Origin of the sequence: Primorskyibacter sp. S87, assembly GCF_049801055.1 — a bacterium.
Lineage (GTDB): Bacteria > Pseudomonadota > Alphaproteobacteria > Rhodobacterales > Rhodobacteraceae > JBNAGF01.
Genome location: NZ_JBNAGF010000003.1, coordinates 421,680 through 441,341, shown reverse-complemented (window position 1 = coordinate 441,341; position 19,662 = coordinate 421,680). Strand labels below are relative to the sequence as shown.

Annotated in this window: 13 protein-coding genes; 7 read left to right on the top strand and 6 right to left on the bottom strand. The window is 57.4% G+C overall.

The genetic code is table 11. From position 1 onward, the window contains the following. Positions 1–53 precede the first annotated feature (53 nt). Both ACP15U_RS08205 and ACP15U_RS08200 read right to left on the bottom strand, forming a co-directional pair. On the bottom strand, positions 54–986 hold the full coding sequence (locus ACP15U_RS08205; RefSeq protein ID WP_425043710.1) for an IS5 family transposase: 933 nt from the start codon (positions 984–986) through the stop codon (positions 54–56). Between the two features lie 511 nt (positions 987–1,497). Continuing rightward, positions 1,498–2,409, bottom strand: coding sequence for a LysR family transcriptional regulator (locus ACP15U_RS08200; protein WP_425044662.1), 912 nt, complete (start codon positions 2,407–2,409; stop codon positions 1,498–1,500). A gap of 89 nt (positions 2,410–2,498) precedes the next feature. On the opposite strand from ACP15U_RS08200, the gene ACP15U_RS08195 reads away from it, so the two are divergent. The 6 genes from ACP15U_RS08195 (at position 2,499) to ACP15U_RS08170 (ending at position 9,438) form a co-directional block, all read left to right on the top strand. Further along, on the top strand, positions 2,499–3,506 hold the full coding sequence (locus ACP15U_RS08195) for a TAXI family TRAP transporter solute-binding subunit (protein ID WP_425044661.1): 1,008 nt from the start codon (positions 2,499–2,501) through the stop codon (positions 3,504–3,506). Between the two features lie 71 nt (positions 3,507–3,577). Then, positions 3,578–5,494 (top strand): TRAP transporter permease, encoded by a 1,917-nt coding sequence (locus ACP15U_RS08190; RefSeq protein WP_425044660.1) that lies wholly within the window; start codon positions 3,578–3,580, stop codon positions 5,492–5,494. Next, positions 5,491–7,062, top strand: a complete 1,572-nt coding sequence (locus tag ACP15U_RS08185) for a sulfatase family protein (RefSeq protein WP_425044659.1) — start codon at positions 5,491–5,493, stop codon at positions 7,060–7,062. The genes ACP15U_RS08190 and ACP15U_RS08185 overlap by 4 nt, the downstream gene beginning before the upstream one ends. Positions 7,063–7,234: 172 nt before the next feature. Then, on the top strand, positions 7,235–7,789 hold the full coding sequence (locus tag ACP15U_RS08180; RefSeq protein WP_425044658.1) for a recombinase family protein: 555 nt from the start codon (positions 7,235–7,237) through the stop codon (positions 7,787–7,789). Positions 7,790–8,135: 346 nt separating this feature from the next. Continuing rightward, on the top strand, positions 8,136–9,122 hold the full coding sequence (locus ACP15U_RS08175; protein WP_425044657.1) for a hypothetical protein: 987 nt from the start codon (positions 8,136–8,138) through the stop codon (positions 9,120–9,122). 142 nt (positions 9,123–9,264) lie between these two features. Next, complete coding sequence (locus tag ACP15U_RS08170; protein ID WP_425044656.1) at positions 9,265–9,438, top strand: hypothetical protein; 174 nt, start codon at positions 9,265–9,267, stop codon at positions 9,436–9,438. Between the two features lie 248 nt (positions 9,439–9,686). Here ACP15U_RS08170 and ACP15U_RS08165 read toward each other — a convergent pair whose 3' ends face one another. The 3 genes from ACP15U_RS08165 to ACP15U_RS08155 all read right to left on the bottom strand — a co-directional run bounded on the left by ACP15U_RS08165 (position 9,687) and on the right by ACP15U_RS08155 (position 14,970). Next, positions 9,687–12,143, bottom strand: coding sequence for a S8 family peptidase (locus ACP15U_RS08165; protein WP_425044655.1), 2,457 nt, complete (start codon positions 12,141–12,143; stop codon positions 9,687–9,689). Continuing rightward, positions 12,109–13,134: an AAA family ATPase gene (locus ACP15U_RS08160; RefSeq protein WP_425044654.1), complete on the bottom strand. Its 1,026-nt coding sequence runs from the start codon at positions 13,132–13,134 to the stop codon at positions 12,109–12,111. The genes ACP15U_RS08165 and ACP15U_RS08160 overlap by 35 nt, the downstream gene beginning before the upstream one ends. Positions 13,135–13,248: 114 nt before the next feature. Beyond that, complete coding sequence (locus tag ACP15U_RS08155) at positions 13,249–14,970, bottom strand: DUF6538 domain-containing protein (RefSeq protein ID WP_425044653.1); 1,722 nt, start codon at positions 14,968–14,970, stop codon at positions 13,249–13,251. A 261-nt stretch (positions 14,971–15,231) separates the two neighbouring features. Here ACP15U_RS08155 and ACP15U_RS08150 point away from each other — a divergent pair, with 261 nt between their 5' ends. After that, positions 15,232–16,479: a tyrosine-type recombinase/integrase gene (locus tag ACP15U_RS08150; RefSeq protein WP_425044652.1), complete on the top strand. Its 1,248-nt coding sequence runs from the start codon at positions 15,232–15,234 to the stop codon at positions 16,477–16,479. A 183-nt stretch (positions 16,480–16,662) separates the two neighbouring features. Here ACP15U_RS08150 and ACP15U_RS08145 read toward each other — a convergent pair whose 3' ends face one another. Continuing rightward, positions 16,663–19,569, bottom strand: coding sequence for a UvrD-helicase domain-containing protein (locus ACP15U_RS08145; protein WP_425044674.1), 2,907 nt, complete (start codon positions 19,567–19,569; stop codon positions 16,663–16,665). Positions 19,570–19,662: the final 93 nt, after the last annotated feature.

Here is a 19,662-nt window from a genome sequence, read left to right as displayed (position 1 = left end):
GCTTTGTTGCACAAATCCTGTGAGGATGGGACTTCCCCTTTCCCCGGACGGATTTAGCCTACGGCTTCTGTGACGGGAATGCCAAGAGCGGTATAGCGGTTGAGGACTGCGACACGGATTTGGATCTCTGCGACCTGCCGATCAAAGTCTCTCGCCATGAGACTTTGCCCCATCAGCTTCACACAGTGCATCTTGGTCTCGACACGGCTTCTTCGGTGGTATCCGCTCCATTGTCGCCAAATGGCGCGGCCCAAGTATCGTGAGGCGTTAACCGCTTCGTTCCGGGCGATGGCTCCGGCGCTGCTGGGTTTCCACGGCTTGGCGTTCTTACGCGGCGGAATGACAGCGTGGGCATTCCGGGCGGCAATCGCGTCATGGCATTTGCGCGTATCATAGGCCCCGTCGCCGGTTACTGATCCGATGTCCTGGTCGTTGGGGATCTGGTTCAGCAACTCAGGCAACATGGGCGCGTCACCGATGTTGCTGCTGGTAACCTCGACCGCTCGAACCTCCAACGTTTCCTCGTCGATCCCTATGTGTATCTTGCGCCAAATGCGTCGTTTGGGACCGCCATGCTTGCGTGCGTTCCATTCGCCTTCACCTTCAGCTTTGATGCCTGTGCTATCAACCAGAAGGTTCAGCGGGCCGGTACTGCCACGATACGACAGGTCCACGTTCAGCGTCCTCTGGCGGCGGCACAGCGTGCTGAAATCGGGAACTGCCCAGTCCAGCCCGACCAACTGCAACAAGCTTTCCACAAAGCCTGTCGTCTGTCGGAGCGGAAGGCCAAACAGCACCTTGATCGTCAGGCAGGTTTGGATCGCAGCATCACTAAAGCTGTGTCGCCGACCGCGCTTGCCGCTCGGTGGCGGAACCCAGACCATATCAGGGTCAAACCAAATCGACAGCGACCCGCGCCGTCTCAACGCCTCATTGTAAGATGACCAATTCCTGGTCTTGTATTTCGTGGGGGCCCAACTGCTCATGACGCACAGCTATCACGCTGGATTCACACAGTGAATCCCTCAACCGATTTGTGCAACAAAGCCTCCGTCGCGCGTAAATCTGAACAACCAGACCCTAGAATTACCGCGAACACGTAAAAACAACCCACCGCCATCACTGTGCATGCCATCACTTGCGGATTGAACAGCCTTCGCTGTTAGCTTGTTAAGAACACCTGTTCGCACACTTAGCCCACCTGGAAGCCCACCTATGGGATGGGCCTCTATGAACTCTTATGGACCCACGAGAGCCACATGTGCCTAGCAATAGTCATAATTTCAAGGGGTATGACTTCAATTGAAGTGCTGTAGTGGCGGAGACGAAGGGAGTTTCCTCTATGTCTACTAATGCATTGTTTTAAAATATATAACTATCAATTGATAACATTACTGTAGCATCTAACCGTAGCAAATCGACATTACACATGCAAATCACCCGTTCGATTCCGACACAGGCTTCGATCTCACGACTAACCGGAGAGGCTTCGAGGTTTCATTGTGGGGTGCCGCTATTCAGAGTCAATCTGAGCGCATTTACAAAACGGTCCTCGATGTGGCTCGATGGTGTTCCTTTTCTTCTAATGGTCCCAAGAGGCCGGTGAAACTGCGGATGATCGAAGGACAGAAACACCAATCGGTCTTCAAGGTAAGGGGCAGTTGTTGCCATCGGCATCGTGGTGATCAGGTCCGTTTCAGCCACGATTTCCAGCACCGAACGAATTGAATCAGTTTCACAGCCGATCTGCATTGACCGGACACCAGAGGCGATCATCGCGGCCTCAGTCTGTTGCCGCAGCAAACTACCCCTGGAATGGGCCAGCCAGACCTGAGCTTCGAGGTCCGACGCCATGATCTGTTTACGCGTGGCCAAGGCATGGCCGGTTCGACACATCACTCCGACACCGTCATCGATAAGTTCTTCAAACTCCAACCCGTCCACCGGTTCAGCCAGGCTTTCTGGGCCGAAGACAAGATCGACCTGGCCCCGTTCCAACATGGTCCGAAGTTCATGGACCAGCCCGGTGCGTATCTCGACACTGCAATTCGGATTGGCCTTGATGAACTCCGTCATCGGATCGCTGAGAAACCTGCCCGATACAATCGGCGGAGCGCCGATGCGCAATTCTCCCACCGATCCCTTCACAGTCTGGTCTGCGACAATACCTGCCTGTTCCTCGGCCAGCCGGATCGCCATCCCGTTGCGGGCCAACCTCAAGCCCAAACTGTTTGGAATAGACCGGCGACCCTCCCTTTGGAACAAAGGCGTCCCCAGCCGGGTTTCCAAAGCTTTCATGTTCCGGCTGAGTGCTGGTTGCGTCGTGCCCAGCCGGTTTGCGGCGGACTGGAAAGAACCCGCCTCGACGATGACGGACAATTGGGCCAGATGTTTGGGGTCAAGTTTCATGCCTAATTGATATGTATAGACCCAAAAGTTTGATTATTCCACATCAATTGAAACTGGTAGTGTCGCCCAAACGTCTATGGGAGGACTCGATGTTTCACTTCAAATCACTGGGCCGGACAATTCTGGCCACAACCGTGGCGCTGGCTTTGCCAGGTGCTGTCTCTGCCGAAATCTTCAAGGGCGAAACTGCCGGGGTCGGCGATCCGGTCCACACCATGTTCGTGGCCTTCGCCAACCAGGCCGGCAAGGCCGGGGTCGAGATTCAGGTGAACGCGGGTCAAACACTGACCAAATCGATGCTCAAGGGCGCCAAGGGCGATATCGACTTTTTCTCGACCGTGCCTTCATTGGTCAACCTGATGGCGGGTCAGAAGAAAATGTATAAGAACGTCGAAGGTGCCGGGGAGCTCTCCAAGAACATCCGTGCCATTCTCGGCTTCAAGGCCGGGGCCTATCATCCCGTGACACTGGCCGGATCGGGCATCGAAGACTGGGCGGACCTCAAAGGCAAAACCGTCTTTACTGGCCCGCCCGCTGGGTCGGCTTCTGCCACGTCGGAAGCTCTGATAAAGATCATTACAGGCTACGTGGCCGGTGACGACTATACTGCTGTGCGCCTGAGTTGGGGTGAAGGTTACGCGGCTCTTGCCGATGGCAAGATCGACATGATGGTGCGCCCTGCCGAAATCGGGTCAGCCAACATCGAACGGTTCGGCCTGTCGGGTGAGTTCCGCGTTCTTACGATCCCCGAAGACAAGATCGCGGCGGACGAGATGAAGGCGCTGTTCGGTCGCCCCGGTCGCGGCATGCTGCAATTCGATGGCGGAGTCTACAAGGGTCAGTTGACCGGTGGTCAGATCACCGCTCTCGGCTTTACCCAGTTCGTCGGCACCCATGCCGGTGTATCCGATGATGTGGTTTACAATGCCACCAAGGCCTTTTGGGAGAACCTTGATGAGGTTCATGCAACCGCGTTCTTCCTGAAAGAAGTCACCAAGGAGAGCGCCTTCACCTCGGTCAACGTGCCGCTGCACCCCGGTGCTGTGCGCTACTATGACGAAGCGGGCATCGCGATCCCGGATGAACTGCGCCCCTGATCACGCAAGTAGCTTGCCGGGCGGCATTCGTTGCCCGGCACCAGCCCCACGCCTTCAGAAAGTGACACGCCATGACGGATGCGGCCCCCACAGCCAGCGTCACGACCCGCCTGTTTGCAATGGCTGCCGCCCTTGCCTGCCTCGCTCTGGGTCTGATCACGCTCTACAGTTCAGGCATCGGCTTGATCGATCCAAAGCTGCACCGGGCCACCGGGTTTGCTTTGGCCCTGATCGTCGCGGTCGCCGTGTCACAAAAACGTCGGGCGGATCGTGGCGCTACCACGCCGCTTTACCTCGCGATTGATGCCGCTCTTGTCCTCGCCGGGCTGTGGTCGATCTGGTCCTTCCACTTCGTGCAGACCGAAATGGAAACGGCACTTTATGACGTAACGACCAAGGATGCCTGGCCTGCGCTGGCCGGTCTTGTGGTGTTCCTCGAACTCTGCCGCCGCCTGTGGGGATGGGGCCTGTTCGGGGTCGGGACATTCGGCGTCGTCTACCTCCTCTTCGGCCAAGACCTGCCCGGTATCATGGCCCATTCGGGGTTTTCGTTGAAAGAAGTGGCCGAGGCGCTTTGGTATAACACCAATAAGGGCGTGTTCGGCTCGATCACCAATATCGTGCTCAGCACGGTCTTTATCTTCATCATCTTCGGCGTCCTGCTAGAGGGCACCGGGGCGGGCGACACCCTGTTGAAATTCGCCTTCCTCGCTACACGTCGCACAAGAGGCGGACCAGCCCACGCCGCCATTCTGGCCTCGTCGATGTTTGGCACCATGTCGGGCTCGACCGTGGCCAACATCGTTGGCACCGGCACCTTCACCATTCCGATGATCAAGAAACGCGGGTTCTCGCCAACCTTCGCAGCCGGGATCGAGGCCACTGCCTCATCCGGTGGACAGATCATGCCGCCGATCATGGGGGCTGCGGCCCTGGTGATGGCCGACCTAACCGGGGTTGGTTATCTCAGCATCATCATCGCGGCCCTGTTCCCGGCCCTGTTCTACTATTTCAGCCTGTTTTCCGCCGTCACGGTCGAGGCCCGCAGACAGGGTATCGAAGTTCAGGAAATGACGGTGGATGACCACATCACCCGCACCGACATGATCAATTCGGTGCTGTTTGCCGGGCCGATCCTTGTCGTGATCGGATCATTGCTGGCGGGGCTTTCCACTTCGGCTGCCGGGTTCTATGCCGTCGTCGTTCTGGTGGCGCTGTCGGTCATCAACCCCGAGGTGCGTGCCGATCCGGGCCGGGTTTGGAAATCCTTCCTAAAAGGCGCTGAATCCGGGGCGACGCTGCTGATCGCCATTGCCGCCATCGGCATCCTCGTCGGGTCGCTGGACTCGACCGGACTGGGGTTGAAGCTGGCCAATGTGATCGCGGCGATCCGGGGCGAAAGCCTGTTCTCCGCCCTGCTCGTCGCCATGGCCGGGGCGTTGATCCTGGGCATGGGTATGCCGACGCTGCCTGCCTACCTGATCATCATTCTGGTCATGGGCCCGGCGATCCAGGCCTTGGGTGTCTCAATGCTGACCGCACATATGTTCGTGTTCTACTACGGTGTCGCCTCGTCGCTCACGCCACCGGTCGCCATCGCCGCCTATGCCGCTGCCCCCATCGCAAGGGCGAACCCGCTGATGACCGCCTTCATGTCGTTCCGGCTCGGCATGGCAAAGTTCATCATCCCGTTTGTCTTTGCCTTCTACCCGACGATCCTGATCGTCGAAGAGTTCAGCCTGCTGCCGTTCCTCTGGATCGTGGCCCGGACCTGTTTCTGTATCTGGCTGTTCTCTTCGGCCTTGTCCGGGTTCGACCGGCGTAAGCTGTCGATCCCCGAGATCGTGATCCGGTTCGTCACCGCGTTTACTTGCCTGGCTACCGATCCCATGTTCCACCTGCCTGCCGTTGGCCTGGGTCTCGCACTCATCGCATTCGATGTCCGTGCGGCCCGGTCTGTGGCAACGAATTCCGAGGCGACGCAATGACGAAGCAACCAAACTTTCTGTTCATCATCACCGACCAACACAGGGCGGACCACCTTGGTTGTTATGGCAACAAGGTCGTGCAGACGCCCAACATCGACGGGATCGCGGCGGGTGGCACAAGGTGGGACCGCTTCTATGTCGCAAACCCGATCTGCATGCCCAACCGGGCTTCGATCATGACCGGACGGATGTGTTCTGTGCACGGGGCCCGACACAATGGCATTCCTCTGTCAAAAGATCACACCACCTTTGTCGAACTCCTGCGGGACGCCGGTTACAAAACCGGGTTAATCGGAAAGTCCCACCTACAAAGCTTTACCGGACTGCCCGCTACAAACCAGTTCGAAGCCAAGGAAGGGCTTTCCGCCCCCTCGGCGCATTTGCGGGATGCCTACAAGAACAATCGCCACTCGTCCGACTATGACCTTGAAGTTGCCCCCAAATGGGACAAGCCGTTGGCCGAACGCCTAGAAGGCGATTTCTACGGGTTCGATCATGTCGAGGTTTGTGCCGATCATGGTGACCAGGCATCTGGTGATTACCTGTTGTGGGCCCGTGAGCAGACCCCAGATTTTGATAATCTGACCGGCCCTGAGAACGCACTGCCCGACAACCGCATCAACGCCCCTCAAGCGTGGCGCACCGCTGTTCCCGAGGAACTCTACTCCACCTCATGGATTGCCGACCGCTCGGAAGCCTGGCTTGCCGAACAGGCCGAACAGGACGCTCCGTTCTTCCTGCAAATGTCCTTCCCCGATCCGCACCACCCGTTCACGCCGCCCGGGCACTATTGGGATATGTATGATCCCGCAGACATAAGCTTGCCCGCATCCTTCGGCCAGGGTGATCTGCCCCCCATCAACGCAATGAAGGCGGCGATGGAAAAAGGAACCGACCCTCGCGACAACCAGAACCCCTTTGCCGTGACCGAAGACGAGGCCCGGGCCATTATCGCCCTGACCTATGGCATGATCACCATGATCGACGACGCCATTGGGCGGGTTCTGAAACGGTTGGAAACACTGGGTCTGGCGGACAACACGGTGGTCATCTTCACCTCGGACCATGGCGACTACATGGGCGACCATGGCCTCATGCTGAAGCTGCTGCTGCACTATCAGGGGATCATCCGAGTTCCCTTCATCTGGCACGATCCTGCTGCACCCTCTTCTGGCAATGTCGATCAAGGACTGGGTTCTTCCATCGACATATCTGCCACCATCCTCGCCCGAGCCGGTATACAACCCTTCAATGGCCTCCAGGGCCGCGACTTGCTTACCACTGAGCCACCTGAGGCCATAATCGTGGAGGAAGACAGCCAGCGCATCATGACAGGCTTTGACCGCCCTCAAAGGGTGCGCACAGTCGTGACAGACCGATACCGAATGTCGTTGCGTCAGGGCGAGGATTGGCACGAGTTGTATGATCTGGAGAACGACCCTGAAGAGGCTGTTAATCTTCATGACGATGCCAAGTTCGCAGATGTGAAGGCCACCATATCAGATGTAATGCTCCGTCGGTTGATCGATCTACAAGATCGGGCACCGCTTCCCGCTTATCGAGCTTAACCTAGGTTGCAATCTGGTTATTGAAATCGGTGGTTTTCAACGTTCTCGATACTGTCGGGATCGTTGATATGTGATGCTCAGCAACTACATGCCACCTGACTTCTCATAAACCCCTATTGAAACGAATCACCCATCCCGGCATCCTCGCTATGAGTTTTGAGAAGGAGGGCAAATGAGGATCGGGTATGCAAGGGTGAGCACTTCAGATCAATCGACGGAAGCGCAGGTGTCGGCTCTGAGAACCGCCGGGTGCGAGAGGGTCTTTGTGGAGACGGCATCGGGGGCAAAAGCGGACCGCCGAGTTCTGGCTGAGGCCCTAGAATTCCTCCGACCTGAAGATGTGCTGGTGGTGCTGAAACTGGATAGAGTAGCCAGAAGCCTTTCCCACCTGATCGAGATCATGAGCCTACTGAAGGCCAAAGGCATCGGTTTCCAAAGCCTAACCGAGGAGATTAGCACTACCACACCTGGGGGAAAGCTGCTCTTCCATCTGATGGCGGCAATCTCTGAATTCGAGCGTGATCTGATCCGTGAACGAACTATGCACGGATTGAAAGCTGCTCGGGCCAAAGGCAGGGTCGGTGGGCGTCCACGACGGATGACCGACGATAAGATTGATGCTGTTCGATCCCTGCTTGAGAACGGGACTCCCGTGAAGGATGCGGCGGCAGCGGTCGGAGTGTCAGTGCCCACGGTGTATCGATATCTGCCTGGATCGGCACGATAGGAAACGACCTGGACCGGCGCTCGGCCACTGACGGAGCGACCGCTGAAACATCATCTAAAGAAGAAGAGATTCCGGCCCTAGCAGTCAATCGGGTCTGATATGCTGCCTCCTCCGCTACATCATACCCCAGCGGACACAAGTGGGCCGGAAAAGGGCTCCGGGTCCTCTGCACGAGCAGCACATTCGGTTCGGAGCGTAGAGCATGAACAGCAGCGGCCATTGATTTCTCGGCAGTTTCACCAACCTTTAAATAGATGAAGCTGGTGGTGTGTCCTGAGGCGAGTTGCATTTCGACCCACAAGAACCGGCCACCCTAATAGACAAGGGTTTACACATTGAGGCGGTCATGGATCGAAACGAACTCTCCCGGAGAATGGTATCCGGCCCTGTCGTGTTCTACCGGCGGGTCAGCACGAAAGCTCAAGCTGAAGGTGACTTCAGGCATCAGTTGCGGGCACTGAAAGTGATGCACCCAAGATTCCGGATTACAGCCGACCGGAACCTGGACTTGAAGGAGGTCATCTCGGGCTATGCTTCACCTGAGAAGAGGATGGCTGGAAAACTTGGGGTGGGCCTGAAATTTCTCCATAGAAACCCGGACGCGATCATGGTCGTCACCGAGGCTGATCGAATAGCAAGAAAGGCAGAAATATTCGAACGCATCGATGCTCAGGGCCTTGGTGGCAGAGTTGTCGATCTGAGTAGTGGCGAGACTGTCAGTGACATCATCAGGGCGGGTAAGCACAAGAAGATTGAAGAACAGTTCCTGGCTCACCGGAAAGCGTGCAGAACTGGGATCAGGCGTTACCAGCAGTCCGGTGGCGTTCTTGGTCGAAAAGAAATTGCTCGGGAAAGCCAAAAGGGTTCGGCCAGGGCCCAGGCGATTGCCTGTGAACGACGTGACGATGTTCTGCGGGTTGTCGGCAAACTGGCCATCGAGAACCGAGGACGCCGATCATCATTGGCACAGGTCGGCGACCGATTAAAAGACCTCGGAATACGCACCGGGCAGGGCCTTTTCTTCACGCCACTCCGGCTAACTCAGTTCAAAAAACGACACGGCACCAAGTGGCGGTATGCCGAGGATTCCTATCGGCGACCCCGGATGCGCATCAGACGAAAAATCCTCAGCTTCCAGATTGAAACCCGAAGGAAAAGAAACGCATCGCGTCGAGTAGCCCGACTTGACAACCTGACCCGTTTTCAGACCCGGATCATCAACCGTGTAAGACCGGCGGATACTGATCTTTCCTCACACCACCCGTATTTCAATCACATCCGGCACAGTCTTCCCGTGCAGGTTCGCTTTCAAACGACCCGCATACGTCACTGACCCCCGCAGCTTCCGGCTCGATGCCAAGCACGGGCATCTAGCACCAGATTTTCACGCTCAGGGTTCCCTCCTACCGCCTACGGGTGGTTTCCCGGGCATCAGTGAGCCGAAATTGCCTAAATAGTCTCAGGAGGCCAGTAACGTGGATAGACGAACACTGACAGTCAAGAACTGCGACGAGGAGGTCCTGGAGTCTCTCAGAGACATCCGCCGGAATGAGCGAAGGCAGCTTGCCGTGATCATCGAGGATTGCATCGAAGCATATATCACGCTGCACTATGACGAAGTGGAAGAAGGCGGCAGGTGTCCGGTTTAATGTTGGTCCAAAAAGCGGGCCAAGGTGGTGAGTCAGTGCCGGATTCAAGAAAAAAGTTGTTCGCGAAAAACCCAAGTCAACAAAATCAATAGGTTGTTGGGGTTTCCACGTTTACTTCGTCACGAAGCGTTTTTTGATTGGCCTTACATGGTTGATTGGTCTCGGACCCTTTGGGGCGATGATGAAAGGAACTCGCGCTCGACCAAGACGGTGTAGGCGAATTTTGGTTTTGTCCGCCCCAATAGGGCTCAGACCTGAATAGCCACCTGTGCCGCGATGTGTTGCTGGACTTCTGTATAGAGGTCCACTTCAGCTTCACCTGCGTCAATCTCAACAACCAGAGAAAACCGGGCGACACAACGCTCGGGATCGACCTTGCGGTTTTCCTTCCACCATCCGCCAACGGGATAGACGGCCAGGACACCGCGTTGTGCCAGGTCATTGGCCGGTATGGTCATGGCGTCGATATGGAGCGACCCTACGCTCCGGCGGTTGTAGCCGAAATCCCATTCGGCACTGCCAGGACCATTGTCGTCCTGCTGGTCCTCCATTGCAGTCCGGCCAATCCGCTGTCTGAATGCGTCCACGTCTTCATCAGGGCCCTTCAGGGCAAAGCGAAGACCATGTGATGCGTAACGGTTCTTTCGACCACGGGCGACCTCTGAAGGGTTGGGCTCTATGAACGTGCTCAGAGCCACCCGAAGCGTCACGTTCTCCGCCATGAGGCCCCGCAGCACCTGACTTGGCCAAGGTAGATTGAATAGTCTCATCTCGTTCAACTTCCGCCCGGAACCCTTGTTCTCATATGGGCGGATTTGATCCTCGGCTATGAGTGTGATCGCGCTGTTGGCACTATTCAGGGCTCGGTTCAGGTTCGGCTGGCCGAGCCCGTAGCGGGTGAACATGACATCATAGGCCCCCTTCCGATACCGATCCGCCGGAGCAACGTGGGACCACATTCGGTCGGTCCATCGTGCGGAGGCGACGTAGAGGGCTCTGATCGTTTCGGGCCATAAGTCAGGATACTGCGCACGAATGAGTGCTAGGTCCCGTGCAGCCAAGGCGGTGGCGGCGCTGGTGTCGGACATGTGCGTGAACGACCTCAAGGGTGCGTTGCGGCTCGTCGTGACAAGCATGAGGTCTGAGTGCTGGTTTGGCGTTGCGGTGCCATCATCATACCAGTTCCCACCTTCCAGGACGACATCCGGCTTGATCGGCCATGTCTTTACCCAACTGGCCGTTCGAGACATTGGGGCGAGGTCCCCGACCTCTGCCAATGTCTGGCCATGCGTCGGACCGCCGATGCCGCTCATCTCTGTCATGGCCCCGACTGCGACTGCATTCCAAGCTTGGGCTGGCGACTCGATCTCGGCATCGTCAATGTCATCGCACTTGGCGAGGTAGTCTGCCGTCCCGCCGTGCTGCGGTCCAATATTGCCAGCCGAGACCACCATCAACCGCTGGTGCTTAACAATCCCAGATCGTCCGGCAGCTAGTTGATCGAGTTCTGTTGACCACGAGGTTGGGGCACCGCTGTGGGGAGTGTCGTCCTCCGTCGTAGAAGCAAGTGCGAACGTCCTCAGACGGCCCGGCTCCACCTCAACGGCATTGACGGCTTTTTGAGTTCGGTCACCCAGAAGATGGTGCGGATTCTGGCCCACGTCTGGGATCACCTTCGAGGACTCCAGGCGATGAGGGACCGGGATTGCTGCGGTGCTTGATAGGTGGGTGCGCAGGTCCCCATAAAGGGTAAGGCCTGCCATGCGAGAACCATGCCCATCGTTGTCATCCAGGCTCCAACCGGGATCAGCGGCATGGCGGTCGGCGGCGATCAACGCTGGCTGGATCAGTGGGTTGGCCAGGGTCACACCGGTGTCTAGCAAAGTAACGTATGATGCAGCCTGATGTTCCTCTGGTCCAAATTGAGCCCGCCCAAGAATATCTTGAGCCCATTCGGCCTGTTCTTCGGCGTCCATGCCTTCCACGAATTCAAGTGGAACTCCAGGAGGTGAAACTGAACGGACTGATCCAGTGCCGATAGCTGTCCTCGCCATCTGGCCGATATCCCCCTCAACCAGCATCACCGTATCTTCGGGGAATTCCAAACGATCCCCGTATACAGTTAGCCCCTCCTGTTCGGCACGCCCCAAGAAGGCATCGACTTCTGAGGGTTCAACCCAGACTTCCCATGGGATCGGCCCAGCCGCTAGAGGGAACGGCTTTCTCGGGTGACGCCACAGGTCACGTAGACCTGCCTGGGCAATGACATCGATACTGTTGGCCAGATCGGCATTCCTTGGTCGAGTTTGACCCAACTCGTTCGGTTGACCGTCTTCGGTCGCGAACTTGTTCAGTTTTCCTTTCAGCTTGGTTAGGCCGCCCTCGGCTTTGCTGGCTCTCACAACTGCGCGACCCGATACCTGGTTGTCTGGGTCCGCTTCCTTCATGTTCAGAAGAGAGAGACCGCTGACATCGAATTTCTCCGGAAGGAATGGTTCACCAGGGCGACCGACGATCTCAACGTAGGCTGCACTTGCGGTTGTCTCGGTTTGGATGGCTTCGATGGCGGCGACTAGGCGCTGTGCATGAGCTACGCGATCCGGGACTTGAGATGGCCTCGGTGTCCCGCCGCCACCTCGACCATTGAACTCCTCTGAATTCGATACCCCTTTAAGAACTATGTGGGGAAGTGTCCGATCCGCCAATGTTTACCCCTAACGCCTGTAGGTCGCGTCGGCGACCTATAGAACGAAGAAGGTCACCCGACGATATGCTCGTTTTCGAGTCTAATACGGCCCGCCGTGCTGCATCCATCGCGGCCTGAATTACATCAGAGGATGAAAGCCCCTGAGCCTGCTCAACCACATCGTCCCAGATAACTTCCGATAAATCAAACCCAATCAATCGTCTGGACATTGCCTTCTGCACGGCATCCGGGCTAGGCAACTCATACATCAGCACCAGATCGAAGCGCCTCAGAATGGCTTTGTCCAGGATGCGCGGCAGGTTGGTTGTCGCGATGATGAGCGACGGCCCAGTGTCTTCCTCCATGAACTGCAAGAAAGAGTTCAGGGTTCGACGGGCTTCACCGACATCGTTGTCGCCATCACGTGCAGCGGCGAGGGCATCGATCTCGTCAAAAAGGTATACACCGCGTTGGGTCCTAACGGCCTCGAAGATCGCGTTGAGCTTGGATGCGGTTTCACCCATGAACTTCGAGATCAAGCCATGGAGCAACACGGAATAGAGTGGCAGCTTCAACTCTCCAGCCAGTGCCGACGCACTCATCGTCTTGCCTGTGCCAGGAGGCCCCGCCAGCAATACACGCTGTCTCGGCGTCAGGCCGTGCTGCTCAAGTATGCTGCGTTTGCGAAACTCGGTGACAAGCTGTTCCAACTCCGACGACACTTGGTCGGGCAGGATCAAGTCGTTCAATCTGGTCTCGGGATATGCCGTCCCGATGATCGCGCCCAATTCCCCACGAGGCTTTGCAATCAGTGTGGGCGCTGACGAACTCGGCTTCGGTTTCTGCCCAGCTTCGACCCATTGACGCAACTGCTCTGCCAACCGGGTATGACCCTTCTGTTCCTCCGACGAGGCAAGCTGAAGAGCGAGATCGAAGAATCTGTCCTCGTTCCCCTCAACATGACTCTTCAGGAGCCCAATGAGTTGCTTCGCGGTGGCCACCGATGTCATCTCCCTGTAGTCAACACCTTACCCGGTTTTTTGGGGATTGCGACTGCGACGTGGCGACATGGGCGCAAAACATCGGGTATGTTGCGTGCCGGTCGAACCTAGTAGCAGTTGGGTTTATACGATCAGATGATCCCATATCACCTTCGGATAACCAACTCGACCAAGCTCATCCGCCAATTCTTCCAGAGGGAACCCGGAACCGTAGATATCGAATGCTTCCGTGTTGCCGCGTTGCCATCCGCCCAGAGCCTTCCCGATCTCCCGATCAACCCGTCCACGCCGAAGTGCGTCGCGGAAGTTGTGGCGAAAGGAGTGAAATTTTCGTTTCGGTCCGTGGACACCGACCTCGGCCAGATACCGGTTGGATTTCTTGCTGAACGTGCTCGAATAGTATCCGTCTGCTCCACGTGTGACGTCATCGAACAGCTTGGCTTCCTTCGGTCGGGAGGCGTGGAAATCCAGGAACCCGAACTCGATCAGCTTAGGGTGAATTGGGATCAAGCGAATGGAGGCCCCAGTCTTGACCGACTTGTCATCGTCTCCCGAGGTGCTGATATAAGTGATATCGAACCCCCAAACCTCCTCAACCTCAACCACATCGGCAACATCAAGCTGGCAAATTTCGTTGGACCGCATCCCGTTCCACAGCGCGATCAGGGACACCCAGAAGATAGAATTCGACCGATCCTGATCAGCAAAAATACGGCTGTGAAAATAGGTCTGTAACTGCTCATCAGTGAATGGAAGGCGCTTGTGTTCCTTCCTCTCTGGGTCGGCCACCCGAATCTCGCTGAATGAGGTCGGCACACGGGCGATCTTCCCCTTTTTCTGACACCAGTTGAGGAAGGTGGTCAGCCACTTGAGGTAGGTGTTGACGCCGGTTGGGGATAGCTTTGCCATGCCCTTGGCTCTAGCAATCCTTGCCATCTCCTCGATGGGCCGGTCTCGAAGGGCCGGAAGTTTCTTGAAGTTCGGCGGCAACTGCATGATGAGATCGCGGACACGCTCGCACTCTTGTTCAGTGATGTCATCAGGCGGTGTGGCATCGCCTAGGATTTCGATGACAACTCCCATGGACCCCCGGATAGAGTTCTTGGTCTTGGGCGTTCTGATCTTGTTCGGGTTGGCGATGAACTCCTCGACCAGTTTGGTCAGGCTGACCGGCTCTTCTGGTGGTCTGGCAAGGATGGTCTTCAGGGGCGTAAACTCCCTTGGGCGACCGGAATCAGGATCGACGATCACTGGATTCGGATCGGCATGAACTGCTCTGCCACGTAGCAAGGCGACCTCGTTGCGTTTGGCCTCGATGAACCCTTCAATACAAGCGGCCCGAAGCGTTTCTTCTGCCTTTGTCCCCTCAGGGGTCGTTATCCCGTTCGCCTCTGCGAGTTTCAGCATCATCACGTTGATGGCTGGAAGGTTGCCTTGTGATACCCGCAGGCGGGCTATCATGTCTTCGACTGTTGCTTCTCGGTGGTTAGCGAACTCGATAAGTGATCCAAACCGACTTTGCTCGTATTCAGATATCAGGTTCGAGCTTGAAGACACGTGGTCCGAATAGGCTTCCCGGAACAGCGCCTCACGCTGTTCGTCGGTGAATTCGGTTATGGTCTGCCGGATACCTTCCAGCCGGTTGTAGACCATATTGATGATCGTCCGTTTCTCGGCAACGACAGACGGGGCGAGCATCATCGCCTCCTGACGGTCCGAGGTTTTCAATGAAATCCAGTATTCCCGCTTCCTGAGTCTATTCTGCATGGCTTTCGGGACCTGGACCCGGACATACCAGCGGTCATTGCGGCGGAATAATTTGGGGACTGCGACTCGCGGGTTCATACCACTATTGTAGCATCAAACTGTAGCAAAGTCACTTTTGAAGAATCTGAAACTTCAGTAACTTATGGAAAACAAACGGAAAAATGAGGTGATGGCGGAGACGAAGTCCGCCTATCTGGAGCTGCATAGAGTTTCACCCCGCGGCAGACATCGCAATTTTACTACTATTTATCAATCAACTACCGCCACAGCATCTTGCACACCGCCACATCGACATGCAATCAATAGAATAATTTTTGGTGGCAAGGATGGTGGCAAGAAATGCCAAAACAGGCCAAAGAGCTAAAAGCGATCCAAGTAAAGAGACTGTCTGAGCCAGGCCGCCACGCGGTCGGTGGAACCCCTGCCGGGCTGAGCCTGAATATTACTGATACCGGGGCCAGATCATGGATATTCCGGGTCACGGTTGGACGCAACCGAAGACATATCGGCCTCGGCCCTTTTCCAGAGGTATCCCTCGCAGAAGCGCGCGAACGAGCACTGGAGATGAAGCGCAAGATCAGTGCTGGCATTGACCCAGTTGAGGAGCGCCAGGTCGAGCGTGCCGCACTCGCTGTCGAGCAGAGACAGCGAACCACCTTCGAGGATGCTTTCGAACGCTACTACGCGGAAAAGGTGCAAGGCGAGCTAAAGAACGCCAAGCACATCAAACAGTGGCGCTCGACACTGACCACCTATGCCTTCCCGGTGATAGGCGACAAGGGAGTCGCATCCATCGCGGTTGAGGACATCTTGGCTGTTCTGCGCCCGATCTGGACCACGAAGAACGAGACCGCCTCCCGGGTCCGCCAGCGCATCGAGGCGGTTCTGGACTGGTCCAAGGTGATGGGGCTACGCGAGGGCGAGAACCCGGCGCGGTGGAAAGGTAACCTACAACAGATCCTCCCCTCCCCCAACAAGGTGCAGAAGGAGAACAGGTATCCGGCCGTCGCCCTGGACGAGATCGAGAACTGGTTCCGCGTGCTGCGCACCAGGGAAGGCATGGCGGCCCGTGCGCTGGAGTTCCTCACCCTGACCGCGTCTCGATCAGGCGAAGTGCGAGGCGCGCTCTGGGATGAGATCGACCTGGCCAACGGTATCTGGACGGTTCCAGGGGATCGAATGAAGGCCGGGCGCGAGCATCGTGTGCCCCTTTCCGCCACCGCAGTCGAACTGCTTGCCGGCCAACCCCGGCTGATGGACTGCCCTTTTGTCTTCCCGTCCCCAAAAAACGGACAGATGTCCGACATGACGATCTCAGCCGTGATGCGCAGGATCCAAGCTGCCGAGGAGAAAGAAGGACGATCTGGCTTTCTTGACCCTCGCTCGCGCCGGCCAGCGGTTCCACACGGGCTGCGCTCCAGCTTTAGGGACTGGGCGGCGGAACGCACGAACTACCCTCGCGACATGGCCGAGTTGGCTCTTGCACACAATGTCGGCAGCGACGTTGAACGTGCCTACAGGCGGAGTGACATGGTCGAGAGAAGGCGAGAGATGATGGAGGATTGGGGGCGATTTCTTGGGAGTTAAATTGGGACTGCAAGAATGTTAACGAGATGACCGCCGTGATTGCGTGATGACGCTGAAGCAATCGAGCTTTCAGGGCGGGGAGCTACCGTTCGCCGAGGCAATTATGAATGTAGGGGATGCGCTGCCTGCGGACCGTTGTGGCTGATCGCACCAATGACGGCTGGATCCCGCTCTTTGAGCATGTCACGCGCTTTTCTGCAGCTTGGCCTTGCCATCACAATCTGGGAAACGGACACAACCAAGAAATGCTCCATAGCGACCGCGTCGTTCGACAAGCCATCCCGCGTCGCAACTAGGACAAGCCGGCTGGGTTACCCCGCAATCACTACAAATCAGATCACCACTGGCCCGAGAACGGACCGGGAGTCCAACACCACAGGCGGGACAAGCCGGCATACGACTGCCGCACAGCTTCACATGCTCGCAGCGATACCAATCGCGACCGTCCTTGCCGGCCATGTGGAGCAGACGTCCACCGCAACCCGGACAGGTGTGGGTGTGCTTCTGAGCCTCCAAAGGCACAACCACGCCGAACTCGGGCTCTTTCATCAGCTCTTCAACGAAGACGGAGGGGCGCGATTCGGATGCAAGGATGGTCACCGTCCGCCGGGCCCGGGTCACGGCGACATACATGACTCGCCGTTCTTCGGCATTCGGAAATGGCTCGCTCTCGGGCGATACCAAGCTAAGCAGAGGGTCGTCGACGATCATCGACGGGAAACCCATCTTGGCGTTGTCGGCGCCAAGGATGATCACGTGATCAGCCTCAAGGCCTTTCGATGCATGGATGGTCTTGAAGGTGATCGTCGCCTCGGGATTCTGGCGCTGAAGCCGCCCGACATCGGGCCTCAGGAAACGGTATCTCCCCAGGATCAGGATGGACGGTTTCCCGCCCCCCTTGCCTTCAGTAGTGGCAAGAGCGGCCACGGTGTCATTCAAGGTCGTCTCCCCGGTGTCGCGGCGCCTCCAGGCGATCCTAATCGACGGCTCGTCCGTCTCGCCTGCGGGGACCACCGTCTTGGTGATCTGTGCCGGATTTCGCAGAACGAAGCGACGGGCCGCCAGGGCAATCTTGTCGACGGATCGGAAGGTCCGGCCGAGGTCGACGGTCCGATGGACATCAGTAGCTCCTGCATAGGTGCCACCGAATTCAGCGCCGAAGTTGCGCATGATGTGGATGTCCGACCCGGCGAAGCGGTATATCGACTGCCAGTCGTCGCCGACGGCAAACACCTTGGCATCGGAATGCTGGCGCTTGAGGGCCTGGATCAACTTCGCCCGTCCGGTCGAGATGTCCTGAAACTCGTCTACGAGGATATGCCGAAATGGGCTTTGGTAGCGCCCGCTTTCGACGAGGGAGGTCGCATAGTTCACCATGTCCTCGAAGTCGATCCGATCACCCAGGCGGGATTGATACTCGCGGAACACGGCGCCGAAGATCTTCAGGAATGCTTCGGCGCGTTTGCCCATCTTCAGCGTTTGCGCCTTGTCTGAACAGTCCTCGACCCGGTAGCCACCGTTCTTGAAGTGACGTAGGAAAGTGCCCATCAGCGAGGTAAAGCTGTCCACCACCCCGACCTCGGCCACGCGATCGTAAATCTCGATGTCTGGGATCGGCCGCAGCGTGACGTATGGTTCAAGCTTTTTGGCAAGCGCTTCGAGCAGCCTGCCTTCTTCACGCTCCCAGCTATAAGTTTCCACCAGAACCGTCTCGTGCTCGGCATGGACCTGCCGTTTCCAGTCCATGCTTTCGAGGTATTCATCGCGATCGACGTAAGGCGCCGTGGTCAATTCCTCGACGCCGTCCCTGCCGCGTTTCTTACGCACACCGAAGTGCTCGATGTAAACGCCGCTCTCCGTCAGCCGGAAATCGGGCAAGTAGGTGCGGCGCCCAGTCTTCCGGAGCTTGTGCTCGTAGCTCGGCTCGTATTCGTAGGCGATGCCATTCCGGAACAGCCAGTTGGCGATCAGAAGCTCTTCAAAGCTGTTCACCGTCTCGCCTTGCAGCGTCCGCAAGTTGCGGGTTTCGATCTGCGCATACCATTCGTGCTTCGTCTTGAAATCCCACTCTGTCGGGAAGTCGTCGAAGAAACCAGCGAACCAGCCGATCACGGTCTGTGCGATCTCGCTGGCAGTCGCCACGATGTGCCGGAGGATCTCCTTGATGAGCGACAGGAACGCCTTGTCATCGGTCGCGGTCGGCGCCAAGGGTGGCTTCTCGCCCTCCACTTCGCCAATGATCTCATAGGCCAATGCGTGGAAGGTGCGCGCTGTCACGGGGACCCCGCACCTGGCCTCTATCCGCTCCGACATCTCAGTTGCGGCATCCTTCGCGAAGGCTAGCAGCAGGAGCTCGCTTGGCTTTCGTATCCCGGCCTTCACGAGGTAGGCGGCCTTCGCGCTGATCACGCTGGTCTTGCCCGACCCCGCGCCGGCCAGAACCAGCGTTGCGTCTTCGTCGACGACGACGGACAGCCGCTGTTCCGGCGTCAGCGGCATGGACTCGACCGTGTCGAAGAAATCCTTCCAACGAAGCAATTGATCTTCCACGAACGCCTCGATAGCTACTTCACGGGCGGCATTCGGATCGGCAGCGAACGCCATGATCGGCGCGATCCGCGACATCACCTTGTCGCCCACGGCCTCGGCGTTCAGCTTGGACAGCACGCGGCTGCTCAGATCGGCAGCATCGCGCGCCAGCGGCGATACGTGGCATGCGGCAGGATAAACCTCCGGGACCATGAGCGCATCGAGCGCGTGCAGGATTCGCCGGACCGTGGCGTCCTCCTTTTCCAGCTCCGCCCGATTGAAATTCACCCAGGCTATTGTAGCCGCGTCCGCGAAGGTTCTGGCCGCAGAGGGCTCCACCGCAGGTAAGGTCAGGTTTCGGTCGCCCCCAAGATCGAGCGAAAGAGACGACGAGAGAAGGCCCTTCCGGACCGATGGGCGCGTGGCGATAGCTTCAAATCCAATCCAGGGCGATCCAGCGCCGCGCGCTGCAATACCATTTTCTTGCAGGGTCAAGGACCTTGGATGTCGCCTGAAAGGGTCAATCAGGAACCCCAGAAAGGATTTTGAAGCGAGGTTCATGAGCACCAAATTGCCAGTCTTTCCCTAGGTGTAGCAGATGTCGGACACTTGGGAACCCTTGTGGGACGCATTGCAGGCACGATTGGGCACCTA